Raw genomic sequence first — 26,106 nt, 5'->3', positions numbered from 1 at the left:
ACTACTTCGCCTGCGCGATGTCCGTGTCGATCTGCCGGGCCGTCGCGGCCAGGCCCGACGCGAGATCCTTCGCCTTGCCGCTCTCGTAGTCGTAGCCGAACTGCTGGATCGTCACCAGGTAGACACCGCCGTTGATCGAGGCGGGAGTCGTGGTCGAGTTCGGGTTCGCCGCGATGTCGAGGAAGGTCTTGAAGCGCGGGTCGTACTTCAGCTTCGGCGACTTGAGCGCCTCCAGCGTGGAGGGCACGTTGTGGATGGCGTTGGAGAAGCCCACGACCGCGTCCGTGTCGGTGGTCATGTACTTCACCAGTTCCCAGGCCGCGTTCTGCTTCTTGCTGTTGGCGGCTATGCCGGTGATCGTGCCGGTGATGTAGCCCTTGCCGTACTGGTCGGCCTGGTCGTCGGGCACGGGCAGCGGGGCGACGCCGATCTCGAAGTCCGGCTTGGCGTCGACCGCCATGCCCAGGCGCCACTCACCGTCCAGCTGCATCGCGACCTGGCCGGTGTGGAAGGGGTGCTTGGGGCCCCACTCGTCGCCCAGCGTGGAGCGGAACTTCTCCAGCTTCTGGAAGCCGCCGAGTCCGTCGACGAGCTTCTTCTGCAGGGTGAAACCGGCCGTGAAGGCGGGGTCCTTGGCGAGGTTCGACTTGCCGCTGCTGTCGAAGTACGTCGGGGAGAACTGCCCGAAGTAGTGCTCGGTCGTCGACTCCCAGCCGTGGTAGTTCGGCATGAACCCGAGCTGTGTGTACGAGTCGCCCTTGGCGATCGTCAGCTTCTTCGCGTCCGCCTCGAACTCGGACCAGGTGCGCGGCGGGCTCTTGATGCCGGCCTTGGTGAACGCCGTCTTGTTGTAGTAGAGCCCGTACGCGTCGCCCAGCAGCGGTGCCGCGCAGCGGTCGCCGTCGAACTGGGTGTACTCGTTCATCGCCTTCGGGAAGGTCGTCTCGGGGTCGATGCCGGACTTCTCGAAGAAGGGGTTGAGGTCGACCAGGGCGCCCGAGGAGCAGAACTTGCCCACGTTGTTCGTGGTGAAGGAGGAGATCACGTCGGGTGCTTTGTCGCCGCCCGCCCGCAGCGACTGGTTGATCTTGTCGTCGGTCATGTTGCCGACGACGTTGACGTGGATGTTGGGGTGCGCCTTCTCGAAGCCGGCGACCAGCGACTGCACGGCCTTGACCTCGGAGGGCGCGCTCCAGGCGTGCCAGAAGTTGATGGTGGTGTCCTTCGACGCGTCGTCGCTCGCGCCGGAGTCGCTCTGGCCGGTACAGGCGGTGGTCAGGAGGAGCGCGGACGCTGTGAGGGCGAGAGCTGCCTTGCGTACCGCTTCGGGCATGACTTCGGGCATGACGGTGTCTCCCTGGGACGGGGCGGGGTGAGCGAGGTCTTGAGCGAAGGACGAGACGGGTCTTGAGGGAAGGACGAGACGGGTCTTGAGCGAAGGACGAGAGGGGTCTTGAGCGAAGGACGAGAGGGGGTTTTCGGGATCAGCGGGAGGTGTCGAAGACCTCGTCGCGGGTGGCCGCCAGCGCGCTCTCCAACGCGCCGCGCAGTACGGGGTGTTCGGTGACGTCGCCGACGACGAGCCGGGGCCGGGCGGCGGCCAGCTCCTCCAGTTCGGCCTGGACCAGGGCGCGCAGCACCTCACCGCCGGCGGTGAGCGGGACGCCGCTGAGGACGACGAGTTCGGGGTCGAGGACGGAGACGAGGGAGGCGAGACCGGTGGCGAGCCGGGTCGCGTACGTCTGGAGCAGCTGCCGGTGGGGGCCGTCGTCGGCCTCGGCCGCGCGGGCGACGAGGGCGGCGGCGACCTCGGTGTACGAGCCGGCCGGGATGTCCTTGATGCCCAGTTCCCGGGCCAGCCGGGGGACGGCCTGGGAACCGGCCAGCTCCTGGTAGCCGCCGCTGTTGGCCTTGGTCACCTGGCGGACCAGGGGCGCGCCGGGCACCGGCAGGAAGCCGACCTCGCCGGCGCCGCCGGTCCAGCCGCGGTGCAGCCGTCCGCCGAGGACGAGGGCGGCGCCGAGGCCGCCCTCGTTCCACAGCAGGACGAAGTCCGCGTGTCCCCGGGCCGCGCCCAGGCGCTGTTCGGCGACGGCGACGAGGTTGACGTCGTTCTCGTACTCGACCGGCATGGGCAGGGCGGCGGCGAGTTCGTCGAGGAGGGCGGGGGCGTGCCAGCCGGGCAGGTGGGAGGCGTAGCGCAGCCGGCCGGTGTTGGGGTCGAAGGCGCCGGGGGTGCCGATGACGAGCCGGTGGACGTCGTCGCGGGCGAGGCCGGCCGCCTTCACCGCGCCGTCGAGGGCGTCCGTGACCTGCTGGACGACGGGTTTCGCCGGCCGCCGGCCGGGGGTGGGCAGTTCGTAGGCGCCGACGGTGCGCCCGGTGATGTCGGCGACGGCGGCGCGGATGCGCTCGGGGGTGACGTCGAGTCCGGCGGCGTACGCGGCGGCCGGGTTGACCTCGTACAGCTGGGCGCTGGGTCCGGGCCGGCCCTCGCTGGTGCCGGTCGCGAGCACGAGGCCGGCCGCCTCCAGCCGGGCCAGCAACTGGGACGCGGTCGGCTTGGACAGGCCGGTGAGCTTGCCGATCCGGGTGCGCGACAGCGGGCCGTGCTCCAGCAGGAGGTCGAGCGCGGCACGGTCGTTCATGGCGCGCAGGACGCGCGGAGTGCCCGGCGTACCGGCGGTTCCTGCCATGGGATCGACACCTGCCCTTCGGCTGACCCGCTTCCCGGCGGTCCGACGGGGAACGTCCCCCGGAAGATCACTGTTAGGAAGGTTTCCTATTCGGTGGCAGGAACGTAAGCCCGAGGGGAAGGAGGCGTCAAGGGATCCTGTACCCGCGGCAACGCACTCGTTACCTGCGGGGGCCGGGGCCGGGGCCGGGGGAGCGACAGGGGGAGCGGCGGGGGAACGCTGGGGAGCCGTGAAGGAACCGTGGGGCGGCCCCGTGCCGTGACTACGGCAGGAACGGGGCCGTGTCCAGGGTGGGGTACGGCGCCGGGAGGAGGAGGGGCTCGCCGAGGTCGACCTTGGTGTCCTGGCCGTAGTAGGCCTCGGGGGGGTCGTCGCCGGGCAGGACGGGAGCGGTGTGGCAGTGGGCCGTCCCGGAGTGACGATCGATGAGGACGTGGACGGGGACGCCTGCGGCGGCGTAGACACGGAGTTTCGGGCCTGTGTCCATTTCGTGGTTGGTGGAGGTGACTTCTCCGACCAGGGCGAGCAGGTCGATGGGGTACCAGCCCTTGTGAGCCTTGGAGTAGGCCTCGTCCAGCTCGGACGGCCTGCGGCGGCGGACGTAGAAATCGGGGATCACCAACGCCATGGTGTTGCCGTCCTTGTGAGCGGCGCGGTAGCCGTTGTTGAAGCCGGCGAGCCGGATCCCGGCAGTTCGGAACTGGAAGTACAGCTCGCCGGCGCCATCGTTGTGGTTGTCGTTCGGTTGCGGCGGCACGACGGCCATCCCCTCGACGTATTCGGGTCGAGTCGGCGCTTGGGACGCCTCTTCGATCGCGATCAACAAATCGACGGGGTCCTGCTTCGGCTCCATGACCGGCTCCACGACGGGTTCGGCACTCATTCCTGGTCCTCCTCGTCACGCTGCTGCCAGCCCGCGCCAGGTGCCCCGGCAGAACGATGGGGCACCCCGCGCGCTCCCCGCGCCGGGATGCCCCGATCGTTCACTCGAACGAGTGTGCTGAACCGTTCCGTCCCCTCTCTGCGGTTCCGCGGTTCCGTGTCCATGTGCCTACGTGTGAGGGCGGCACCCGGAGCTCCCCGGGTGCCGCCCTCACACGTAGCGCTACTTCGCGCGTACCGCCTACTTCGTCGGTGCCGGCGTTCGCGGCTGGGCGAGCGGTGTGGCCGCCACCGACTGGGGGGACTCCGCGTTGGCGAAGACCGACGGGGCCGCGACCGCGGCGGTCGGGTCGACCGGGTCCTCCTCCAGGGGGGCGGTGGCGCCGCCCACGATGCGGATGTCGGCCGCGTCGAAGGCCCGCTTGACCCGCCAGCGCAGCTCGCGCTCCACCGCCAGGGACTTGCCGGGCATCGTCTTCGCCGAGACGCGGACCACCATGGAGTCCAGCAGCACGCTGTCCAGGCCCAGCACCTCGATCGGGCTCCACAGGAGCTCGTTCCAGGGCTCTTCCTTGCTCATCTTCTCGGCGACCTCGTCGAGAGTGGCCTTCACCCGGTCCAGGTCCTCCGAGGCGCGCACGGTCACGTCGACGCCGGCCGTGGCCCAGCCCTGCGAGAGGTTGCCGATCCGCTTGACCTCGCCGTTGCGGACGTACCAGATCTCACCGTTGGCGCCGCGCAGCTTGGTCACCCGCAGGCCGACCTCGATGACCTCGCCGGAGGCCACCCCCGCGTCGATCTGGTCGCCGACCCCGTACTGGTCCTCCAGGATCATGAACACACCGGAGAGGAAGTCCGTCACCAGGTTGCGGGCGCCGAAACCGATCGCCACACCCGCGACACCGGCGGAGGCCAGCAGCGGGGCGAGGTTGATCTCGAAGGTCGACAGCACCATCAGGGCGGCCGTGCCGAGGATGAGGAAGCTCGCCACCGAACGCAGCACCGAGCCGATCGCCTGCGAGCGCTGCCTGCGCCGCTCGGTGTTGGCCAGCAGCCCGCCCAGGGCCGTGCCGTCGACCGACTCCACGGTCCTGGTCATGCGGTCGATCAGCTTGGTGATCGCCCGCTGCACCACCACTCTGAGCACCGCGGCGATCACCAGGATCAGCAGGACCCGCAGACCTATCGCGAGCCACGTCGACCAGTTCTGCTCGACCCAGCTCGCCGCGTTCGTGGCGCTCTCCTGGGCGTCGTCGAGGGACGGGACGGTCACGCTCGGCGACCCCGAGGGGGTCGGCGCGGGCGACGAACCGGCGGCCGACAGGACGGCGGACAAGAACACGGCAGGTACCTCCAGGTGCTGCGCTGCTCCGTTTGGTCCGGCGGTCAAGGGCGACACGCGCTGCAAGGTCACGGAAGGGTCACCGGACGGACAGAACCACCACACTAACGGGGCATTGCGTGTGGCTCGGCGCGATGCGCGAAGGAGAGACAGTACTCACCCGCGCTTGAACAGGGCGTGATCCTGGGGATGCATCGGATGTGGTCGAAAACACTCCCAGCCCGTTACCGGGACATGGTGGCGCGTTCACCAGGCATGAGGGGAGACTGACCACAGATCGTCCCGGCGCGAGCCACGCGCCGCCGACGCACAAGGAGGCCTCCGTGCCGCATGTCCTGGTCCTCAACGCGTCGTACGAGCCACTCGGCGTCGTACCGCTCCGCCGCGCGCTCATCCTCGTCCTCGAGAACAAGGCCGTCTGCCTCGAGGAATCCGGCGCCTTCATGCACAGCGCAACCGTCACAGTCCCCGCACCCAGCGTGGTCCGGCTCAAGCGATTCGTGCGGGTTCCCTATCGGGGGCCCGTTCCTCTCACCCGTCGTGCGCTCTTCGCCCGTGACGGGGGCCGGTGCATGTACTGCGGTGGCGTCGCAACCAGCGTCGACCACGTCATCCCGCGCAGCCGCGGGGGCAAGCACGTCTGGGACAACGTGGTGGCCTCCTGCCGCCGCTGCAACCACGTGAAGGCCGACCGACACCTCTTCGAGATCGGCTGGCGCCTGCGCCACAAACCCGCCCCGCCCACCGGACTGGCCTGGCGCATCATCGGGACCGGGCACCGGGACCCACGCTGGCTGCCCTACTTGCAACCGTTCGGCGCGGACGACGCCCTGGCCCGGATCGACGGCATTTCCGCCTGACATGATCCGGGCCTTCGCATTGCCGCGGACGACCGTGTCCCGGCCCCGGGGATCCCCTGTGCCCCCGGGGCCGGACGGTCGCGTGAGTACGTGGGGCGCCTGTGCCCGCCGGGCTGGACGGTGGCGTGTGGCGGCCTGTGGCGCCTGTGTCCCCGTGAGGCCGGTCGGTCACGTGTGGTGCCTGTGCCTGCCGGGCCGGTCGTCACGTGTGGTGCCTGTGCCTGCCGGGCCGGTCGGTCACGTGTGGCGCAGTTGCGCGGGGTGCAGTGAGCGGCGAAGCAGCGGCAGCGAGGTGGCCGCCGCCAGCAGACAGCAGACGTACACCGCCGGCGGGATCAGCAGGGCCGCGTACGGCACGGCCGCACTGCCGAGGACGGCGGCCTGGGAGGCGTACCAGACACCGATCGTCAAGCCGCCCGCGCCCGCCAGCAGGACCGCCGGCGCGAGCGGCAGCGCGGTCTCCAGCAGCAGGGCCCGGCCGAGCACCCGCCGTGGCACTCCGGCAGCGGCCAGCGTGGCGAGCCCCCGGCGGCGGGCCGCCACCGACTCGGCGGTGCCGACGGCCAGCGCGCACAGCACGATCCCGAGCCCGACGAGGACACCGACGGCGGTGAGGTCGAGCCCCGTCGTGTAGAAGGCGCGGCTCCCGGCCGGCCGATGGCCGCGGTTCGGCTCGTCCAGGTAGGCGAGCAGCGTCGCCCGCACCCCGGCGAAGCCCGTGCCCACGACCGTCACCAGCAGCACGGCCGCATGGGTGCGGGCCGCGGCCCACGGGTCGTCGCGCAGCCGCTCCGCCGCGATCAGCGTCGCCGCCGACCGGGCACGGGGTGCGAGCAGCCGGCCGGTGAGCCCCGACACCGCCCCGGCCAGCCATACCGCGCCCACCCCGACGGCCACGACCAGGCTCAGCAGCGTCAGCGGCACCCGCCCGGCCTCCCCCCGGGCGGGCTCGCCCGCGGCGGTGGCGCTCGACGCGGCCACCGCCAGGACGACCACCAGCAGCAGGCCGCCCAGGAACAGCAGCCCCGGCCCCCGCCCGGAGACGGCGCGCACCCGGCGCACCGGGCCCAGCGGAGAGGCCGCCACCCGGCGCAGCGCCAGCGCCCCCGCCGCCGCGCCCAGGATCGGCACGCCCGGTGTGACCAGCGCGAACCCGACCCAGGTCAGGGGCGTTGGCTCGGTCCACAGGCGCAGCAGGACCCAGAGGGATCCGCCGGTGGCGAGCACGGCGCCCAGCAGACAGGCGAGCCCGGTCTCCAGCGCCGCGATCCGGCGCACCTGCCCCGGCGTGGCCCCGGCCAGCCGCAGCCCGGCCAGCCGCCGGTCGCGGTGCACCGCCCCGATCAGGGCGCACTGGCCGAGGAAGCCGAGCACCGGTACCAGCAGGAGCAGCAGGCTGGTGATCACCCCGGCGCGCTGGCCGGGCTGGTCGAGCAGCCCGTGCCCGAGAGCGAAGTGGTACTGGCCGCGCACGGAGGCCAGGGCCACGGCCGCGAGCAGGATGCCCGTCGCCAGGGCCGCCCCGGCCGCGGTCAGTCCGACCCGCCACCACTCCCGCCGGTCGGACCCCCGGGTGAGCTCCCAGGCCAGCCGGATGTCGGTCCTCACGAGGTCACCTCCGCCGCGAGCGTCGCGCCGTCGCTCAGCCGCACCTCGCGGTCCGCGTACGCCGCGGTCGGGGCGTCGTGCGTGATCAGCAGCACCGCAGTGCCGGACTCGCGGGCCGTGTGGGCCAGGGCCGTCATGACCTGCTCGGCGGCGAGGGAGTCCAGCGCTCCCGTGGGCTCGTCCGCGAAGACCACCTTCGGCCCGGTGACCAGGGCGCGGGCCAGGGCGACCCGCTGGGCCTGGCCGCCGCTGAGCTCGCCCGGCCGCAGCTCCTGCTGTCCGCGCACCCCGAACCGCTCCAGCCACTCCCCGGCCCGCTGCCGGGCCACGGCCCGCGTGGTCCCGGCCAGCAGCAGCGGAAGTGTCACGTTGTCGACCGCCGTCAGCTCCGGGACCAGCTGTCCGAACTGGAAGACCACGCCGAAGTCGGTGCGGCGCAGCTCGCTCAGCCGCTTCTCGGGCAGCTGGTCGAGTCGCTGTCCGCCGTACGTCACCGAGCCCCGGTCCGGACGCACGATCCCGGCCAGGCAGTGCAGCAGCGTCGACTTCCCGCTGCCGCTCGCACCGGTCACGGCGAGGATCTCGCCGGCCCGCAGGTCCACCGAGGCGCCGCGCAGCGCCTCGTTCCTGCCGTGCGCTTTGACCAGGTCACAGGCCTGGAGCAGCGGCACGGGGGCCTCCCCCTTGGTGTTCACGTCGCATCGACCTCCGCGGTCAGAGTGGTCAGCCGGGCCGCCGTCGTGATCATCCAGCGGAGGTCGGCGTCGAGGTGGTTGAGGGCGTAGTCCGCCGACAGCACGGTCGCCAGATCGGCGCCCGGATCGGTCTTGAGCGCGGTCAGCTGGCGCATCCGCTCCATGTGGGCGGCCCGCTGTGCCCCGAGGTAGGCGGCCGGGTCGCCGCCGGCCAGGATCGAGACGACGACCTTGGCGAAGATCTCGTTGGTCACGAAGGGCGCGGGCGGCGCGATCTCCCCGGCCCACTCGGCCAGCTCGCGCGCACCCCGCTCCGTCGAGCGGTAGGTCGTACGCTCCGGGCCGCCGTCCGACGCGGTTCCCTCCACCTCCGCGAGACCGTCGCGGACCAGGCGTTGAAGGGTCGTGTAGACCTGCCCGTAGGCCAGCGGACGGGCCTGCGGGAAACGTTCGTCGTGGCGTCGCTTGAGGTCGTAGCCATGGCTCGGCCCTCCGGCGAGCAGCCCCAGCAGGATGTGGCGGATGCTCATGGCGATCATTATGCACTCGATATATGTACTGAGTGAATAGCGAGTGCGCGGCAAAGTCGGCACTGTCCGCGCGGGCGGTGGCGGCGAAGTCTGCACCGCCCGCGCGGGCGGGCGGGGGAGTGCCCGGAGGTCGGGAATTCCGGAACGGAATGTGACGACATGCGCCTTGCCCGCGTCCTGGACGTCTGCGGTCGCGTTCCCTGGGTAGGGCTGCGATAGCCCGCAATCGACAAGTTCCGCGCCATCCGCCCCCGACAAGTTCCGCGCCATCCGCACCCGACAGGTACCGCGTCACCGCGTCCCCCCACCCGACAGGTTCCGCGTCACCCCCACCCGACAAGGAGACCCCCGTGGCCGCACCCGCCCCCACCCTTCCGTTGCTCCCCACCCCCTCCAAACGTGAGGTCGGCCGTGCCTTCAGCGCGGAGCCGACCTTCGCCGAGGCCCCGCTGACCAGCGAGCCCCCGCTGCCCGACGCGGAGCCCCTGACCAGCGAGCCGCCGCTCGCCGCCGCGGACTCCGACGTCACGAGGCCGTAGATGACCGCACCCCGGTCGGCCGCGCCCCTCACCGAGGACCTGTCCAGGCTCGCCGCACTGCACGGCGTGGCCACCTCCTACAGCCCCTCCCCGGACCGCACGGTCGCGGCCTCCGCCGCCGCGGTCGCCGGCGCGCTGGCCGCCCTCGGCGTCGACGCCGGCACCCCTGAGGCCGCCCGCGCCGCGCTCGCCGCCCGGGAAGGCCGACTGCGCGAACGGCTGCTGCCGCCCACCGTGGTCCTCTGGAGCGGCGCCACCTCGCCGGTCCTCGCGGCCCTGCCCGAGGGCACCCGGCTGCGGATCGAGACCGAGCAGGGCGAGACCCGCGCCGCCGCCGAACAACTCCCGCCGGGCATCCACCGGTTGACCGCGACGGCACCCGACGGCCGCACGGCACAGGTGCATCTCGTCGTCGCCCCGCCCCGCCTGCCCACGCCCCGAGGACGCTCGTACGGCCTCCTCGTCCAGCTCTACTCCCTCCTCTCGCGGCGTTCCTGGGGCATGGGTGACCTCGGTGACCTCGGCGAACTCACCGCCTGGGCCGGACGCGCGCTCGGCGCCGGATTCGTCCAGGTCAACCCGCTGCACGCGGCCGTCCCCGGCCCGCCCGCCGACCCGTCCCCGTACCGGCCGTCCTCGCGCCGCTTCTCCGACCCGGTCCATCTGCGGGTCGAGGACGTACCCGAGTTCGCCTACGTGGAGGACCGCGAGCGGGTGCGCTCCCTGCTGGAGCGGGCCGCCCGGCTGCGCGAGACGGTGCTGGAGAAGGGGGCGCTGATCGACCGGGACGCCGTGTGGGAGCTCAAGCGCGAGGCGCTGGAACTGGTCGCGGACGTACCGCTCGGGCCGGGCCGGCGCGCCGCCTACCGCGACTTCCTCGCCGAACAGGGCGAGGCGCTGGAGGACCACGCCACCTGGTACGCCCTCGCGGAGGTGCACGGCTCGGACTGGAGCCGCTGGCCCGCAGGGTTGCGCGACCCCCGTTCGGCGCAGACCGCCCGCGCCCGCGCCGAACTCATGGACCGCGTCGACTTCCACAGCCGCCTCGCCTGGCTCACCGACGCCCAGCTCACCGCCGCCCAGCGCACCGCGCGCGAGGCCGGCATGCCGGTCGGGCTCGTGCACGACCTGGCGGTCGGGGTGCACCCCGGGGGCGCCGACGCCTGGGCGCAGCAGGAGTACTTCGCCGCCGGCATGTCGGTCGGCGCCCCACCGGACGCCTTCAACGCCCACGGCCAGGACTGGGGCCTGCCGCCCTGGCGCCCGGACCGCCTCGCCGAGTCCGGATACGAGCCCTACCGCCGCCTCCTGCGTGCCCTGTTCCGCCACGCGGGCGCCCTGCGCATCGACCACGTCATGGGCCTGTTCCGGCTCTGGTGGGTCCCGCAGGGACTCCCGCCGACGGAGGGCACCTACGTCCGCTACGACGCCGAGGCCATGCTCGCCGTCCTGGTCCTGGAGGCCTCCCGGGCCGGAGCGATGGTGATCGGCGAGGATCTGGGCACCGTGGAGGCCGGGGTGCGCGAGGCGCTGCGCGAACGCGGGGTGCTCGGCACCTCGGTGCTGTGGTTCGAGCGGGACTGGGACGGCGACGGCCGCCCGCTGCCGCCCGAACGCTGGCGCTCCGACTGCCTCGCCACCGCCACCACCCACGATCTGCCGCCCACCGCCTCCCGCCTGACCGGAGACCACGTCGAACTCCGCGACAGCCTGGGCCTGTTGGCCCGCCCGCTCGCGGAGGAACGGGCCGAGGCGGCCGCGGACACCAGGGAGTGGCTGGCCCTGCTCGCCCGGCTCGGCCTGGTGCGGGGCTCCGGCGGTGGCGCCGACACCACCTCGGAGGAGGCCGAGGTCCAGGCCGTCCACCGCTTCCTGCTGCGCACCCCCGCCCGTCTGATCGGCGTCTGGCTGCCCGACGGCGTAGGCGACCGGCGGCCGCAGAACCTCCCCGGCACCTGGGACCAGTACCCGAACTGGCGTCTGCCGATCGCCGACAGCGAGGGCCGCCCGGTGACGCTGGAGGAACTGGCCGCCTCACCACGGGTGCACGCCCTGATGGACGCGGTGCGAGAGGCCCGGAGCGGACGGACGAGCAGCGCCCCGGAAGCGGACGCGGACCCGGAGTCGGAGGCGAGGTCGAGGCCGGGCTCGGGGCGCGCGGAGGGGAACGGTGAGGTGGCGGCCGACGCGACGGTCGCTGCGGCGGCTTCTACGACTGGTGGTGCGGCAACCGAGGCGGCGACTTCGACGCCCGGTGTGGCGGCAACCCAGGCGGTGGGCGATGCGGTTCCTGACGCGGCGGGTGATGCGGTGGGTGAGGGGCGTTGAGGGGTGCGGAGGGGTGCCGAGGGGCCGCGCGGAACGGTGCTCGCCCCTCGTTCGCCCCTCGTACGGCACCCCGGGCGCGCGGTCACGTCGGGCGTTCGCTACTTTTGCACCGTGGACAAGAAGAACGCCCTGCGCGCCGGCGCCCTGGCTGCCGGTACGACGCTGATGATGCTGCTCATGTCGTCCCCCGCGCTCGCGCTCGCCCGCGACGACGGCGACGACCCCGGTCCGGGCCTGAGCGTCATCGAGACGCTGGGCCTCTACGTCCTGGCCCCGCTCGTGGTGTTCGGGGTGATCACGGGTCTGGTGATGGCTCTCGACAGGTCGACGGACCGTCGGCCGAAGGCCGGCACGAAGGCCAAGGTGGCCGCGAAGGCCTGATCACGGCCGACGCGTGATCCCGCACGGAGTCTGACGCGGGGTCCTGAACAGATCTTTTCGAGGGCGCCGTCCTCGCCGTACGTACCGGCCACTGCCGTACGTGGGTGAGAACGGCGCCCTCGCCGTGTTTCCGGAGCCGGTCCCCAAGGACGGGACGGCCCGGTGAGAGGCGGCGCGGTGAGGTGAGAGGCGGGCCGGTGACAGGCGGCGGGCCTAGGCCGACGGGTGCGGCGCGGTCAGATACCGCTGCACGGTGGGTGCCAGCCAGGCCACGATCTCCTCGCGGGTGAGCTCGACGGCCGGCGAGAAGCGCAGCACGTATCGGGCGAGCGCGAGCCCGAGGAGCTGGGTCGAGGCCAGCGCGGCCCGGGAGGGCACCTGCTCGGGGTCCGGGCACACCGCACGGGCGACCGGCAGGACCTGCTCCCGGAAGATGCCCTGCATCCGCTCCGCGCCGGACTGGTTGGTGACGCCGACCCGCAGCAGAGCCGTGAGCACCTCGTTCTCCTCCCACATGTCCAGGAAATGGGCCACGAGCACCCGCCCGGCCTCGTCACGGGGGAGACCGCCCAGGTCGGGCAGCTTCAGATCGACGGAGACGGCCGCCGCGAAGAGGCCCTCCTTGTTGCCGAAGTAGCGCATCACCATCGAGGGGTCGATGCCGGCGTCCTTGGCGATGGCGCGGATGGTGGCTCGCTCGTAGCCATCTGCGGCGAAGCGCTCGCGGGCGGCGTCGAGGATGGCGGTGCGGGTGGCGTCGGAGCGGCGAGGAGCGGCGGGAGGCTTGCTGGCGGTCATGTCAACGAGCGTAGGCCAACATGTGTTTGCCAACAAGGGTTGGCAGGGCTGTCGAGCTTGCGGGGCGGGAGGCGCCGCCGACGGTTCGCCTGCTGCGGTCGGCGGTGGTTGATCGACTGCAGCGGGTCAACATTGGTTGGCCAACACTCGTTTGCCAACATCTGTTGACTCTCTCGCATCGCCCGCTCTATTGTTGCCAACAAGCGTTGACCAACGTTCGTTGACCAACAGATGTTGGCCAACAGGTGTTGGTCAACAGGCGTAGACCAGAGCCCGTACGTGCTCCCTGCTCCCCCACTCCCCGCCCCGTGCTCCAGGAGGCCAAAATGAACGGCACCGTCGGCACTGCCAGCACCGTCGGCACCACCTCCCGCCCCGTGATCGTCGTCGGCTCCGGTCCCACCGGCCTCCTCCTCGCCGGGGACCTCGCCGCCGCCGGGGTGCGGGTCACGCTCGTCGAGAAGCGCCCGCACAAGATCAGCAACCTTTCCCGCGCCTTCGTCCTGCACGCCCGCACCCTGGAGCAGCTCGACGCCCGTGGTCTCGCCGACGGGCTCGAGGCCGTCGGCCGCCCCCTCGACCGGCTGCGTCTCTTCGGCCGCCTCACCATCACCCTCGACGCCCTTCCGTCCCGGTTCAACCACCTCCTGGTGATCCCGCAGTACGAGGTGGAGCGGGCACTGGAGCGCCGCGCGGTGGCCGCCGGGGTGGATTTCCGGTACGAGACCGAGGTCACCGGGCTGGACCAGGACGCGGACGGAGTGACGGTCCAGGTGCGTGGCACCGGCGACGAGATCGAGGAACTGCGGGCGGCGTACGTCGTCGGCAGTGACGGGATGCGCAGCGCCGTGCGGGACGCGATCGGGCTGCCCTTCCCCGGCCGGTCGGTCATCCGTTCCGTCGTCCTCGCGGACGTGCGGCTGGCCGAGGAGCCCGAGGATCTGCTCACCGTGAACACCGTGGGCGACGCCTTCGCCTTCATCGCGCCCTTCGGCGACGGCTACCACCGTGTGATCGGCTGGAACCGCGCGCGTGACGTGCCCGACCACGAACCCCTCGACCTGGACGAGGTCAAGGAGATCGTCCGGCTCGCCCTCGGTCGCGACTACGGCATGCACGACGCCCGCTGGATGTCCCGCTTCCACAGCGACGAGCGCCAGGCGCCCGCCTACCGGGTCGGCCGGGTCTTCCTGGCCGGTGACGCCGCCCATGTGCACACCCCGGCCGGCGGTCAGGGCATGAACACCGGCCTCCAGGACGCGGCCAACCTGAGCTGGAAGCTCGCCCAGGTGGTCAACGGCCACGCGGGCCCCGAACTGCTCGACACCTACCAGGCGGAACGGCACCCCGTCGGCAGGGCGGTCCTGCGCAGCAGCGGCGGCATCGTCCGCCTCGCCATGGCCAAGCGGCCCTGGACGCTGGCCCTGCGCGCGGCGCTCACCGCCTTCCTCGACGTGGTCGGTCCGGCCCGCCGCAGGGCGCTCGGCCAGGTCACCGGGATCGGCTACCGGTACGTGGCGCCCAAGGGCGCCCACCGCCTCACCGGCAGCCGCGTCCCCGACATCGCCCTCGCCGACGGCGGCCGCCTCTACGAGGCACTGCGCGGCGGCCGGTTCGTGCTGATCACGCCGGAGGCGTACGAGGAGCGGGGCGCTCGCGAGGACCGGCTGGCCCTGGCCCGTTGGGCGAGCGGCCGCCGTACGGCGCTGCTGGTACGGCCCGACGGATACGCCGCCTGGGCGGCCGACTCCGCCGACCCGGCGGCGATCGAGAACGCGCTCGCCGCGCACGTCGGCGACTTGGACGAGCCCGGCGAGCCCGGCGAACCCGGCAACCCCAGCGAACCCGGCGTACGCGGCGAGGAAGCCGCCCGGGGCTAGGTTTCCGGGCCGTGCGCCCCGGCGAGCAGTTGCCGCAACAGGTCGGCCAGTCGGCCGGCCTGTTCGGTGTCGAGGGCCGACAGGGCCTCCGTCTGGACGGCGAGGCCCGCGCCGAGCGCCTCGTCGGTCAGTGCCAGCCCCTTCCCGGTCAGCTTCACCTGTACGCCCTCTCCATCCGGTCGCCCATCGCGCGCGAGAGCAGGAAGACGCGCCCGAAGACCTCCATCGCGGCGGTGTCGAGATCGGGCCGTACGGCGGCCCACTGGCCGACGATCGCGTCGACGGCGTCCTCGCGCCGCTCCGGGCGTGCACTCATACGCCGAGCATCCGGCCCGAGCCGGTCGCCCGGGACGGCCCGAGCCGGCGGCCCGGGACGGCCTGAGCCGCTCACCCGGGCCGCGCCGAGGCGGGCGATCGGTGGCAGACGGGGTGGCGAAGCCGCGCCCTTGACACCCCCGGGCGCCGGGACGACCCTTGCCTGCTGTGTCAAGTGCCGTGCATGAAAGGCGAGTTGAGACGAAGGGCCGCGTGTTGTATCCGTCCGTCGGAGAACTGGAGCGACAGGCCCGCGCCTTGGCCGCGGCGGCGCCCGCGGTACTGCGACTGCGCGCCGTCGGTGAGAGCCGGGCCGGGCGCCCGCTGTGGCTGCTGTCCGCCGGGCACGGCGACCGGCAGATCCTGACCGTCGGCGGCGCGCACGCCAACGAACCCGTGGGCGGCGCCTCCGCACTGCGCCTGGCCCGGCTGCTCGCACGCCGACCACGCGTGCTCGAACGGCTCGGCTGCACCTGGCACTTCCTGTTCTGCCTCGACCCCGACGGCGCCCACCTCGCGCACGGCTGGGCACCCCGGGAGCCGGAACCGTCCCTGGAGGAGTGCCACCGCCACTTCTACCGGCCCGCTTTCGCCCGCCAGCCGGAGTCGCTGCCCGCGCCGGGCGAGGAGCGCGAACCGCTGCCCGAGTCGGCGACGCTGGTACGGCTGCTGGACGAGCTCAGGCCCGTCGCGCAGTTCACCCTGCACGGCATCGAGTTCGGCGGCGCCTTCGCGATGCTGACGCGGGAGGTCGCCGGGGCCGCCCGCGCCTTCCGGGAGACGGCGGCACGCCTGCGCGTCCCCCTCGACGACCACCCCTGCGACGGCCCCGACTGGCACCCGGACCCGCCGGGCGTGCTGCTGCTCCCCGACCACGGCGGGGGAAGCGAACGCGATCCCAGCGGCTTCGTCGCCGGAAGCACCTGGCTGCACCCGCTGCGGCACGGCACCCTGACCGCCCTCGTCGAGGCGCCCGCCTGGGCCGTCCCCGCGGTGAGCGACGCCCGTCCCGTCGCCGACCCGGAACGGGAGGTCGCCCGGGTCGGTGAGCTGCTGCTGGCCCGCACCCGGGAACTGGAGGCCGTACTGTCCGACGGCCGGGACGCCCCCGCCACCGCCCCGGCCCGCGTTCCCGTGGCCGAGGACCTGGCGCCCCTGCACGACGCCGCCAGGGAACTCCTCGACGTGGCGCCGGCGATCGTCGGCACCTGGGCGACGGAGGAACGCGGCGGTTCCCGGGGCCACTTCGCGACCCTGGGCACGGCCGCCCGCCGCATCCCGCTGCGGATCGCGGCCATGACCCGCCGCACCCTGGCCCGCACCGACCCCCGCACCGCCGAGGCACTCGGCGACCTGGTGCGGGAGTGGTGCCAGGAGCTCGCCAAGACGTACGAACCGCGCTGGGTGCCCGTCTCCGCGCAGACCGGACTGCACGTACGGACGATGATCGACATCGCCCGCCGGGTATGCACGGAGGGCGGGTGACCGACCCGGTCACCCGCCCTCCGCCCCTGCCTGCCAGGCCGGCCCCTGTCTGCCAGGAGCGGCCAAGGGCCATCCAGGACCAGCAGTCCCCGCCTGCCAGGACCGGCCACTACCTGTCAGGGCCGACCAAGGCCGGCCCCTCCAGCCCGCTGCCGGCTAGGACGCGGCCGCGTCCGCCGCCTGCGCCTTGAGCGCGCGCTCGACGCCCGAGCGGGACTCCGAGATCAGCCGGCGCAGCGCCGCGCCGGGCTCGGCGGCCGCCAGCCACTCGTCCGTCCTGCTCAGGGTCTCCTCGGAGACCTGGATCGACGGGTAGAGGCCGACCGCGATCTGCTGGGCCATCTCGTGCGAACGGGAGTCCCAGACGCCCCTGACCGCCTCGAAGAACTTCTCGGTGTACGGGGCGAGCAGCTCGCGCTGGTCGGTCTGGACGAAGCCGCCGATGACGGCCTCCTGAAGGGAGTTCGGCAGCTTGTCGGACTCGACGACCGACGCCCAGGCCTCGGCCTTGGCCTCCTCGGTCGGGCGGGCGGAGCGAGCGGTCGCCGCGTGGCGCTCACCCGCGGCCGTCCTGTCCCGCTCGTACTCGGCCGCGATCTCCGACTCGTCGAACCGGCCGACCGAGGCCAGACGCTGGACGAACGCCCAGCGCAGCTCCGTGTCGACGGCCAGGCCCTCGACCGCCTTCGAGCCGTCCAGCAGCGCTTCCAGCAGGTCCAGCTGCTCCGGCGTACGGGCGGTCGCCGCGAACGCCCGGGCCCAGGCCAGCTGGTGGTCGCCGCCGGGCGTGGACGACTGGAGGTGCGCCAGCGTCGCCTCCGTCCAGCGGGCCAGCAGCGCCTCGCGGGCCGTCGGGTCGGCGTACAGGTCGATCGCCAGCTTCACCTGGCGGTGCAGCGACTGCACGACACCGATGTCGGACTCCTTGCCGATGCCGGACAGCACCAGGGACAGGTAGTCGCGGGTGGCGAGTTCGCCGTCGCGGGTCATGTCCCAGGCCGACGCCCAGCACAGGGCGCGCGGCAGCGACGCCTCGAAGTCGCCCAGGTGTTCCGTCACGAACGCCAGGGACTCCTCGTCCAGGCGGACCTTGGCGTACGACAGGTCGTCGTCGTTGAGCAGGATCACGTCCGGACGACGCCGGCCGGCCAGCTGCGGTACGGCCGTCAGCTCGCCGTCGACGTCCAGCTCGACGCGCTCGGTGCGCACCAGCTTGCCGGTGCCGCCGTCGAGGTCGTACAGGCCGACCGCGATCCGGTGCGGGCGCAGGATCGGCTCACCCTTGGCGCCGGCGGGGAGCGCCGGGGCCTCCTGCCGGATGGCGAAGGAGGTGATCACCCCGTCCGCGCCGTCGGAGTCCGTCTCGATCTCGGGACGCAGGATGTTGATGCCCGCCGTCTCCAGCCACTTCTTCGACCAGGTCTTCAGATCGCGGCCGGAGGTCTCCTCCAGGGCGCCGAGCAGGTCGGACAGGCGCGTGTTGCCGTACGCGTGGCGCTTGAAGTACGCCTGCACGCCGGCGAAGAACTCGTCCATGCCGACGTACGCGACCAGCTGCTTCAGGACGCTCGCGCCCTTGGCGTACGTGATGCCGTCGAAGTTGACGAGGACGTCGTCCAGGTCGTTGATCTCGGCCATGATCGGGTGGGTGGACGGCAGCTGGTCCTGCCGGTACGCCCACGTCTTCATGGAGTTGGCGAACGTGGTCCAGGAGTGCGGCCAGCGGGAGCCGGGCGCGTACGCCTGGCAGGCGATGGACGTGTAGGTGGCGAACGACTCGTTCAGCCACAGGTCGTTCCACCACTCCATGGTGACCAGGTCGCCGAACCACATGTGGGCCAGCTCGTGCAGGATCGTCTCCGCACGCACCTCGTACGCCGCGTCCGTCACCTTGGACCGGAAGACGTACTGGTCGCGGATGGTCACCGCGCCCGCGTTCTCCATCGCGCCCGCGTTGAACTCCGGGACGAACAGCTGGTCGTACTTCTTGAAGGGGTACGCGTAGTCGAACTTCTCCTGGAACCAGTCGAAGCCCTGCCGGGTCACCTCGAAGATCGCGTCCGAGTCGAGGAACTCGGCGAGCGAGGGACGGCAGTAGATGCCGAGCGGCACGCTCTGCCCGTCCTTCTCGTACACGCTGTGCACCGAGTGGTACGGACCGACGATCAGCGCCGTGATGTACGTCGAGATGCGCGGCGTCGGCTCGAAGGCCCAGACGTCGTCCTTCGGCTCGGGCGTCGGCGAGTTGGAGATGACGGTCCAGCCGTCCGGCGCCTTCACGGTGAACTGGAAGGTGGCCTTCAGGTCCGGCTGCTCGAACGAGGCGAAGACGCGGCGGGCGTCCGGCACCTCGAACTGGGTGTACAGGTAGGCCTGCTGGTCGACCGGGTCGACGAACCGGTGCAGGCCCTCGCCGGTGTTGGTGTACGCGCAGTCGGCGACGACCCGCAGCACGTTACGGCCGGCCGGCAGACCGGGCAGCGTGATCCGGGAGTCGGCGAACACCGAGGCCGGGTCGAGTTCGTCACCGTTGAGCGTGACCTCGTGGACGGCCGGGGCCACCAGGTCGATGAAGGACTCCGTGTCCCCTTCGGCGACGTCGAAGCGCACCGTGGTCACGGACCGGTAGGTACCGCCCTCCTGAGCGCCGGAGAGGTCGAGATCGATCTCGTACGAGTCGACGGTGAGCAGCTTCGCCCGCTGCCGCGCCTCTTCGCGAGTCAGGTTTGTGCCAGGCACGCGGTCATCTCCTCGTTATGTGTGGGTTGCGTCATCCTTCCACGGGACCCGCACGGAACGCGATGTCCAAAACCCGCCGGTGGACATCGCCGACCCGGGCGAGCCTGAGGACATGACGACGGACATGACGACCGACACGACGACCGGCATGAAGGCGGACACGACAGCGGACACGACGACGGGCACGACGACGGAGACGACCGCGCGAGCGGCGCACCTGAGGAGAGCGGCCTACCCGGTGCGGCCCATCGAGCCGCCGGTCCTGCGGGAACTGCGCGCCGTCGACGACGCGGGACGGCCTGCGGTCGCCGTGACGGACGAGGAGGGCGGCGCCCCGCTGCGCTGCTGCCTGCGCCGCAGCGCGCCCGGCGAGCGGATCGCCCTGGTCTCGTACGCCCCGCTGCGCCGCTGGGCCGCCGAGCGGGGCGTCGATCCGGGGGCCTACGACGAACAGGGCCCCGTCTTCGTCCACGCGCGGGAGTGCGACGGACCGGCCGACGACGACGGGTACGCGTTCACGAACGCCCGTCGCACGCTGCGCCGGTACTCCGCCGCCGGACACATCCTGGGCGGACGCCTGGTGACGGACCCGGGCGGGTTCGGCCCGGCCTTCGAGGAGGCGTTCGCCGACCCGGCCGTGGCCCTGGTTCACGTGCGGGCGGTCGAGTACGGCTGCTTCCTCTACGAGGTGCGGCGGCCCTGAACCGTGGCCTGGGCGGACACACGCGAGGGGCGGTCCCTCCCCGACGGAGTCGAAGAGGACCGCCCCTCGCGTGAAGCGTCCTAGCGGGCGGCCGTCAGTTCGGCCGCCACCAGCTCCGCGATCTGCACGGCGTTCAGCGCCGCGCCCTTGCGGAGGTTGTCGTTGGAGACGAAGAGGGCCAGGCCGTTGTCGACCGTCTCGTCGGTGCGGATCCGGCCGACGTACGAGGCGTCCTGGCCGGCCGCCTGGAGCGGGGTCGGGATCTCGGAGAGGGCCACGCCGGGGGCGCCGGCCAGCAGTTCCGTCGCGCGCTCCACGCCGATCGGGCGGGCGAAGCGGGCGTGGACCTGGAGGGAGTGGCCGGAGAAGACCGGGACGCGCACGCACGTGCCGGAGACCTTCAGCTCGGGGATCTCCAGGATCTTGCGGGACTCGTGGCGGAGCTTCTGCTCCTCGTCCGTCTCGTTCAGGCCGTCGTCCACGAGGGACCCGGCGAGCGGGATCACGTTGAAGGCGATGGGGCGCTGGTAGACCTGCGGCTCGGGGAAGTCCACCGCCCCGCCGTCGTGGGTGAGCTTGTCGGCGTCGGCGATCACCTTCTGCGCCTGCCCGTGCAGCTCGGCGACGCCCGCGACGCCGGAGCCGGACACCGCCTGGTAGGTGGCGACGACCAGCGCCTCCAGACCGGCCTCCTCGTGCAGCGGACGCAGGACCGGCATCGCGGCCATCGTCGTGCAGTTCGGGTTGGCGATGATGCCCTTGGGGCGGTCGGCGATCGCGTGCGGGTTCACCTCGGACACCACCAGCGGTACGTCCGGGTCGCGGCGCCAGGCGGAGGAGTTGTCGATCACCACGGCGCCCTGCGAGGCGACCTTCTCGGCCAGCGCCTTCGAGGTCGCGCCGCCCGCGGAGAAGAGCACGATGTCCAGGCCGGAGTAGTCGGCGGCGGCCGCGTCCTCCACCGTCACGCCGTCCAGGACCGTCCCCGCGGAGCGGGCCGAAGCGAACAGACGCAGCTCGGTGACCGGGAAGTCCCGCTCCTTGAGGATCCTGCGCATGACCGTGCCGACCTGACCGGTGGCTCCGACGATTCCGACCCTCACGGCGACTCCCTGTGCGTGCGTTTGCTCGTGTGTGACTGACGGGCGTTTCCATCATGCGGCCGTTCCCGGCCCGTGTGTCCAGTTCTTTCCCCGGCGCGTCAGCGGACGAGGAAACGGCGGCCCCGCAGTCCCTGCCGATCCTGCCTACGAAACCCCCGCTGAGCTGGAGAAATTCCCTCGGTGAGGGCCCCGCGCCGCAAGCTGTGCCGCTCCGGCCCCTGCCCCCCGCCGGCACACCCACACGATGATGTGACGTACGCCTCTGCCGCGCGTGGTCACCGGGCCGAACGTTCCGGCCCCCGCCGGCGTCCTAGGGGAAACGTGCTGAGGGGGTGGCTTGTGCTGCGCAGAAAGGCCCGGCGCGGCCGGGGGACGGACGCCGCGACCGGCGACGACCCGCTGGACGCGGCCCAGGAACGCCGGGTGCGGGCGGTGCTCGCGCTGGGCGGGGTGCCGCAGGCGGACCTGCCTGACGGGGTGCAGCAGGTCCGCCTGCGGCTGCTGGAGCGGGCCGCGAGCGGGCGTGAGGCGCCGCGCGACGTGTCGGCGTGGGCGGCGGTCGTCGCCTCCAACCTGGCCATGGACTGGCATCGCGCCAAACGCCGCCAGGAGCGCATCGGGGAGCGTCTGGCCTCCCTGCGGCAGCCCGAACCCGGTTCCGGCGAGGACACCAGCCTGCTCTCCCTCGCCGTCGCCCGGGGCCTGGACGAGCTGCCGGACGGGCAGCGGCAGGTCCTGGTCCTGCGTTTCTACGCCGATCTGCCGGTCCGTTCGATCGCCGACGAACTCGGCATACCCGAGGGCACGGTCAAGAGCAGGCTGCACACGGCGGTACGGGCCCTGCGCGCCCGCCTGCACGAGGACGAGGTGGTGTGACATGACCGCCGAACACGACGGCCACGACGCCCGTGAAGCGGGCCAGGACGCCCTGCTGGCCGCGATCACCGGTGACCCGCTGTCCGGGCACGCCCGCACGGATCCCGCCTTCCTGGCGGCCCATCGCACCGCGACGGCCGACGTGGCGGTGCTGCGGGAACAGCTGGCCCTCATCGCGGACGCCCTGACCGGGCCCGAGCCGGCGCCCGATCCCGCGCCCGCGCCCGTTCGGGTGCCCGTACCCGCGTCGGCCCGGCCGTCCGGGACCCGGCCCACCCGGCCTCGGCCCCGCAGGCTCACCCTCGCCTTCCGCGCCGTCGCCGTCGCGGCCGCCGGGGTGATGGTGGTCGGGCTGGGCTGGCTGGTCGTGCGGGGCGGGAGCGGGGCGGGAGCGGGTTCCGCCGCCTCGGACAGCGCCGCCGGGGCGGACGACAAGGCGGCCGAGGCGAGCGCCGGAGCGAGGCTGGAGAATCCGGACTACCTCGCGTGCGCCCGGCTCGTCGTCGAGGGCGACGTGACGGACGTGGAGCCGGTCCCGGGCACCACGCAGCGGCGCGTGATGCTGCGGGTGACCCGTTCCTACAAACCGGACGAGATCCCGGCCGATGTCAGGTTCCTGCTGGAGCGGGAGGTCGGCCAGGATCCCCACGCGGGGGAACACGTCCTCGTCGTCGTGCCGCAGCACTCCGCCTACGCCGACGCCTGGATCACCGGAGCCGACGCGGTGGCCAGGGAACGGAACGGTGTCCTGCGCGCGCTGTCCGGCTCGCGCGCCCTCCAATGCCGGTGACCGCCGGCGGCGCACACGACACGCGGCGCGCGGCACGCGACACTGAGACATGAGAAAGGGGCGGGCGCCCGTCCGGACGCCCGCCCCCGCTGTCGTGCCGGTCGTTACGGCGTGACCTTCTCGATCTTCACGCTCGCGACGCCCGCGACGGTGCCGCGCGCGTTCACCAGCTGGGCCTGGCCGAAGAACTCGCGTCCCGCGGGGGCCGGGGCCAGCGCGGTGACCGAGCCGGAGAGCGTCGCCGACGCACCCGTGCCGAGCTTCACCGGCGCGGACGCGCCGACGTCGACGGAGCCCAGGGCGGCGGAGAAGAAGACGTCCTGGTAGTCGTAGTCGGTCGAGCCGGCCGGGACCGAGTAGCCCACGACCTCGATGGTGTACGTGCCGGCGGCCGGCGAGGCGAGGGAGACCGCCTCCTCCGAGTCACCGTCGGCGGACTGGCCGACGGTGGCGCCCGCCGCGTTGTAGACCGTCAGGTCGAGGTCGGCGGACGCGTCGGAGACCTTGCCGATGGCGACGTCCAGCGACTTGGCGCCCGCGGGGACCTCCACCGTGGTGAGCTGCGTCTCGCCCTCCTTGATGGCGGGACGGGCCGACTTGGACGAGCCGAGCGGGCCGCCCACCAGCGTGCCGTCGAGGGCCGCGAAGTTGTTCGTGACCTTCCAGGTGGCGGCGGACGGGACGCCCACCTTGGCCTCGGGCACGGTCACCGTGGCCGGGTCGAAGGCCGCGCCGAGCACGGCGACGTCGAGCTTGTAGGGGTTGTCGAGCAGCGGCGACGTACGACGCGACTCGACGTCGATCTCCCACACGCCCGGCTGCGGGTCCGCGTACGAACGCACGTCGGGCTTGCAGCCGTTGCCGTCGAGGTAGTTGTTGTAGCAGAACGGGGTACCGGTGTTGTCGACCGGCGTGCCGTACGGGTGGATGGCGAGGAACCGGGTCTGGCTCTTGTCCTTCAGCCCGCCGATCGCGACCTCCAGCGACTTGGCGCCCTCGGGCACGGTCACGAAGTACGACTGCGAGCTGTTGCGCTGGACGGTGTTCGACGCGGAGTAGGTGTACTTCACCGGCGCCGAGACCACGACCGTGGTGAGGATCTGCTTGTCGAGGCCCTCGGTCCGCGGGTCGTCGAGCTCGAGGATCGCGCTCTTGATGCCCGCGGACTTCGGCGCGGCCTGGACCTTGACGGTCACCGGCTGGTTCAGCGGCAGCCTCACCTCGTCGGAGCCGACGATCCGGAAGGTGCCACCGGCGTTGTTCTCGAAGTGCAGCTCGTGCCGGATCGCCTTGTCCGCGCCGGACGTACGGGTGAGGGTGATGTCGTACGTCTTCTTCTGGCCCGACTTGAGGCCGCCCTCGCGGTCGTAGAGGCCGGTGCCGAAGCCCGGCGTCTTCAGCGCGTAGTCGATCGCCGTGTCGACCGGGGCCTTCACGGTGTAGTCGTGGGCGGTGGCGCCGTCCTTGATGGCGTCCCAGGCGTCCACGATGTCGATGCTGCCCGCGCCCTCCGAGTACGCCTGCACATTCTTGATGTGGTCGGCGGTCGAGGTCAGGGCCGTGCGCAGGGTGGCCGGGGTGAGGGCGATGCCCTTCTGCTTCGCGGCCGACAGCAGCAGCGCGGAGGCGCCGGCGGCCTGCGGGGACGCCATCGACGTGCCCTGGAGCATGGAGTAGCCGGCCGGCAGCGTGTAGCCCGCCTCGGCGACCGGGGAGCCCGGCAGCCAGGTCTGGGTGGTGTTGATCGCGGCGCCGGGGGCGACGAGGGTCGGCGTGAAGCCGCCGTCCTCACGCGGACCGCGCGAGGAGAAGGGCAGCAGCGCGTACTTCGTCGTCACGGCCGAGCCGTAGTTGGCGGCCCAGGTCTCCTTGGAGATGCCCGCGCCGACCGAGATGACCTTGTCGGCCAGGCCGGGGTCGCCGATGGTGTTCGCGCCGGGGCCGGAGTTGCCCGCGGAGATCACCAGCTGGACGCCGTAGGTGTCGATGAGGCGCGTGTAGAGCTCGGCGCGCGCGTTGTTGCCGTCGTTCAGCGCCGGGAGGCCGCCGATCGACATGTTGACGATGTCGACACCGCGGTTGACGACCAGGTCGATCATGCCCTCGGTGAGCGCCACGTTGGTGCAGCCGCCGGTCCAGGTGCAGGCACGGGACGAGACGATCTTCGCACCCGGGGCCGCGCCGTTCATCCGGCCGCCGAACAGGCCGTTGGCGGCGGTGATACCGGCGACGTGCGTGCCGTGCTCGGACTCGATGACACCGATGTTGACGAAGTCGGCCTTCTTGCCGACCCAGTCGCCGCCGTAGGGGTCCATCGGCACGTCCTTGCGGATCTGCACGACGAACGGCTGGCGCTCGACGACGTCGGTCGCCGGGTTGTCGGTACCGAAGTAGCCGACCTGGTACCCGTCCTTGTACGGCTTCAGCGGCGTGTCGTCGGTGAAGTCGAAGTTGTTGTTCAGGTCGACGCGGACCGTGCCGGCCGCCGGGTCGTACAGGACGCCCCAGGAGTCGGTGGTGTCACCGTCGCGGTTGGCGTCACCGGCCGCGTCGCCGCCGGTGGTGTACGACTCCTTGAACGAGCTGACCTGGAAGGAGCCCGCCGGCGCGGTCCAGGTGCGGCCGCCGTAGGTGAAGGAGGTCCCGGAGACCGGGGTGACCATCGGGCGCCAGGTGTTGTCGCTGTCGACGATCGGGTCGGTCGACGTCACCCAGTCGACGATCTTGCGCTCGCCGGTGGTGGTCTTCTGGAGCGCCGGGTGGCCCAGGTCCACGCCCGAGTCGAGGATGCCGATCGTGACCCCGCGGCCGTCCGCCTTCGGGTGGTCCTGCACGAAGTCGACGGCGCCCGTCTCGAAGGACGGGTTGTACGGGTTCTCGGCGGGGGTCTTCTTGCCCGGAGCCGGGTAGGCGGCCGCCGTGCCCGCGGTGGGCTTCGTGCCCTTCGCGGTGTCCGCGCTCGGCGTCGGGTCGTCGAGCTGGATCTCCTGCCGCAGGTCGATGGCCTGCACGGAGGACAGCTTCGCGGCGGCCGCGATGGCCGAGTCGGCCGCGCCCGTCGGGACGGTGGCCCGGACGTAGCCGAGCTTGTCGTAGGTGCGGCCCACGGAGCCGCCCTTGACCGCGTCCAGCTTCTCGGCGACCTGCTCGGTCTGGCCGGGCGCGGTCGCGACCATCAGCGTGACGGTCTTGTCGCCGTCCGCCTTGGCCGCGGCGAGCCGGTCGGCGTCGTCGGAACCGAGCTTCGCGTCGGCGGACTTGACGCCCGGGTCGGCCGTGGCCGGTGCCTGGCCGGCGGAGAAGGCCATGGGGATCGGTCCGGCCGCGGAGAGCGCGGCCACCAGACCGGCGGCCACGGCGATGCGGACCACGCGTCTCGCGCCGGGTATCGGTTCACGCTGGGGGGTGAGGGTCATCGGCATCCCTTGTAGGTAAAGGAACGAGCGTGGCGCGACCGGACCCGTTCGGCCCTGGTCGCGATCGTCCGGATTGCGGCCCCGGATGATCGCTCAGCTTTACCCAAGAGGCAGGAGTTTGGGGAGGGTTGACCGAAACG

At 72.3% G+C, this 26,106-nt stretch carries 20 protein-coding genes and 1 pseudogene; 9 read left to right on the top strand and 12 right to left on the bottom strand.

The window, feature by feature from the left end; all coding sequences use genetic code 11:
• Window position 1: 1 nt before the first annotated feature.
• The 4 genes from ACWCQK_RS08480 to ACWCQK_RS08465 form a co-directional block, all read right to left on the bottom strand.
• On the bottom strand, window positions 2–1,333 hold the full coding sequence (locus ACWCQK_RS08480) for an ABC transporter substrate-binding protein (RefSeq protein ID WP_451153910.1): 1,332 nt from the start codon (window positions 1,331–1,333) through the stop codon (window positions 2–4).
• Between the two features lie 151 nt (window positions 1,334–1,484).
• A complete protein-coding gene (locus tag ACWCQK_RS08475) occupies window positions 1,485–2,696 on the bottom strand; it encodes an ROK family transcriptional regulator (protein ID WP_451153261.1) in 1,212 nt (403 codons plus the stop codon).
• Window positions 2,697–2,958: 262 nt separating this feature from the next.
• Window positions 2,959–3,579 (bottom strand): Uma2 family endonuclease, encoded by a 621-nt coding sequence (locus ACWCQK_RS08470; protein ID WP_451153259.1) that lies wholly within the window; start codon window positions 3,577–3,579, stop codon window positions 2,959–2,961.
• A 240-nt stretch (window positions 3,580–3,819) separates the two neighbouring features.
• Entirely contained in the window at window positions 3,820–4,920 is a 1,101-nt protein-coding gene (locus tag ACWCQK_RS08465) for a mechanosensitive ion channel family protein (protein ID WP_451153257.1), read from the bottom strand.
• A gap of 323 nt (window positions 4,921–5,243) precedes the next feature.
• Here ACWCQK_RS08465 and ACWCQK_RS08460 point away from each other — a divergent pair, with 323 nt between their 5' ends.
• Window positions 5,244–5,780, top strand: coding sequence for an HNH endonuclease (locus ACWCQK_RS08460; RefSeq protein WP_385774612.1), 537 nt, complete (start codon window positions 5,244–5,246; stop codon window positions 5,778–5,780).
• Window positions 5,781–6,017: 237 nt separating this feature from the next.
• On the opposite strand, the gene ACWCQK_RS08455 is transcribed toward ACWCQK_RS08460, so the two are convergent.
• Genes ACWCQK_RS08455 through ACWCQK_RS08445 form a run of 3 tightly spaced genes read right to left on the bottom strand, consistent with a single transcriptional unit; the run spans window position 6,018 to window position 8,613 of the window.
• Complete coding sequence (locus ACWCQK_RS08455) at window positions 6,018–7,388, bottom strand: FtsX-like permease family protein (protein ID WP_451153255.1); 1,371 nt, start codon at window positions 7,386–7,388, stop codon at window positions 6,018–6,020.
• Complete coding sequence (locus ACWCQK_RS08450) at window positions 7,385–8,083, bottom strand: ABC transporter ATP-binding protein (protein ID WP_451153253.1); 699 nt, start codon at window positions 8,081–8,083, stop codon at window positions 7,385–7,387. Before ACWCQK_RS08450 ends, ACWCQK_RS08455 begins: the two co-directional genes overlap by 4 nt.
• Complete coding sequence (locus tag ACWCQK_RS08445; protein ID WP_451153251.1) at window positions 8,080–8,613, bottom strand: PadR family transcriptional regulator; 534 nt, start codon at window positions 8,611–8,613, stop codon at window positions 8,080–8,082. Before ACWCQK_RS08445 ends, ACWCQK_RS08450 begins: the two co-directional genes overlap by 4 nt.
• Window positions 8,614–8,963: 350 nt before the next feature.
• On the opposite strand from ACWCQK_RS08445, the gene ACWCQK_RS08440 reads away from it, so the two are divergent.
• The 3 genes from ACWCQK_RS08440 (at window position 8,964) to ACWCQK_RS08430 (ending at window position 11,861) form a co-directional block, all read left to right on the top strand.
• Window positions 8,964–9,152, top strand: a complete 189-nt coding sequence (locus ACWCQK_RS08440; protein WP_451153249.1) for a hypothetical protein — start codon at window positions 8,964–8,966, stop codon at window positions 9,150–9,152.
• Complete coding sequence (gene malQ / locus ACWCQK_RS08435; protein ID WP_451153247.1) at window positions 9,153–11,480, top strand: 4-alpha-glucanotransferase; 2,328 nt, start codon at window positions 9,153–9,155, stop codon at window positions 11,478–11,480. It abuts the gene before it with no gap.
• 111 nt (window positions 11,481–11,591) lie between these two features.
• Window positions 11,592–11,861, top strand: coding sequence for a hypothetical protein (locus ACWCQK_RS08430; RefSeq protein ID WP_451153245.1), 270 nt, complete (start codon window positions 11,592–11,594; stop codon window positions 11,859–11,861).
• Between the two features lie 213 nt (window positions 11,862–12,074).
• On the opposite strand, the gene ACWCQK_RS08425 is transcribed toward ACWCQK_RS08430, so the two are convergent.
• The gene (locus ACWCQK_RS08425; protein WP_451153243.1) at window positions 12,075–12,659 is read right to left on the bottom strand and encodes a TetR/AcrR family transcriptional regulator; all 585 of its coding nucleotides are present in this window, start codon (window positions 12,657–12,659) and stop codon (window positions 12,075–12,077) included.
• 326 nt (window positions 12,660–12,985) lie between these two features.
• Here ACWCQK_RS08425 and ACWCQK_RS08420 point away from each other — a divergent pair, with 326 nt between their 5' ends.
• Window positions 12,986–14,539: an FAD-dependent monooxygenase gene (locus ACWCQK_RS08420; RefSeq protein WP_451153241.1), complete on the top strand. Its 1,554-nt coding sequence runs from the start codon at window positions 12,986–12,988 to the stop codon at window positions 14,537–14,539.
• Here the strand turns inward: ACWCQK_RS08420 and ACWCQK_RS08415 are convergent.
• Window positions 14,536–14,855 (bottom strand): annotated as a pseudogene (locus ACWCQK_RS08415) (hypothetical protein). The gene ACWCQK_RS08420 and the pseudogene ACWCQK_RS08415 overlap by 4 nt on opposite strands.
• A 212-nt stretch (window positions 14,856–15,067) precedes the next feature.
• On the opposite strand from ACWCQK_RS08415, the gene ACWCQK_RS08410 reads away from it, so the two are divergent.
• A complete protein-coding gene (locus ACWCQK_RS08410; RefSeq protein WP_451153239.1) occupies window positions 15,068–16,339 on the top strand; it encodes a M14 family zinc carboxypeptidase in 1,272 nt (423 codons plus the stop codon).
• Window positions 16,340–16,495: 156 nt separating this feature from the next.
• Here ACWCQK_RS08410 and pepN read toward each other — a convergent pair whose 3' ends face one another.
• Window positions 16,496–19,078: an aminopeptidase N gene (gene pepN / locus ACWCQK_RS08405; RefSeq protein ID WP_451153237.1), complete on the bottom strand. Its 2,583-nt coding sequence runs from the start codon at window positions 19,076–19,078 to the stop codon at window positions 16,496–16,498.
• A gap of 112 nt (window positions 19,079–19,190) precedes the next feature.
• Here pepN and ACWCQK_RS08400 point away from each other — a divergent pair, with 112 nt between their 5' ends.
• Window positions 19,191–19,781, top strand: a complete 591-nt coding sequence (locus ACWCQK_RS08400; protein WP_451153235.1) for a DUF1203 domain-containing protein — start codon at window positions 19,191–19,193, stop codon at window positions 19,779–19,781.
• 80 nt (window positions 19,782–19,861) lie between these two features.
• On the opposite strand, the gene ACWCQK_RS08395 is transcribed toward ACWCQK_RS08400, so the two are convergent.
• Window positions 19,862–20,884: an aspartate-semialdehyde dehydrogenase gene (locus ACWCQK_RS08395; protein WP_451153233.1), complete on the bottom strand. Its 1,023-nt coding sequence runs from the start codon at window positions 20,882–20,884 to the stop codon at window positions 19,862–19,864.
• A 339-nt stretch (window positions 20,885–21,223) separates the two neighbouring features.
• Here ACWCQK_RS08395 and ACWCQK_RS08390 point away from each other — a divergent pair, with 339 nt between their 5' ends.
• Entirely contained in the window at window positions 21,224–21,760 is a 537-nt protein-coding gene (locus tag ACWCQK_RS08390) for a sigma-70 family RNA polymerase sigma factor (protein ID WP_451153231.1), read from the top strand.
• Window position 21,761: 1 nt separating this feature from the next.
• Entirely contained in the window at window positions 21,762–22,550 is a 789-nt protein-coding gene (locus ACWCQK_RS08385; RefSeq protein WP_451153229.1) for a hypothetical protein, read from the top strand.
• Window positions 22,551–22,654: 104 nt separating this feature from the next.
• Here ACWCQK_RS08385 and ACWCQK_RS08380 read toward each other — a convergent pair whose 3' ends face one another.
• Window positions 22,655–25,966: a S8 family serine peptidase gene (locus tag ACWCQK_RS08380; RefSeq protein WP_451153227.1), complete on the bottom strand. Its 3,312-nt coding sequence runs from the start codon at window positions 25,964–25,966 to the stop codon at window positions 22,655–22,657.
• Between the last annotated feature and the right edge of the window lie 140 nt (window positions 25,967–26,106).

The organism is Streptomyces sp. NPDC002306 (genome assembly GCF_053593435.1).
This window is presented reverse-complemented; position numbering and strand designations above follow the sequence as displayed.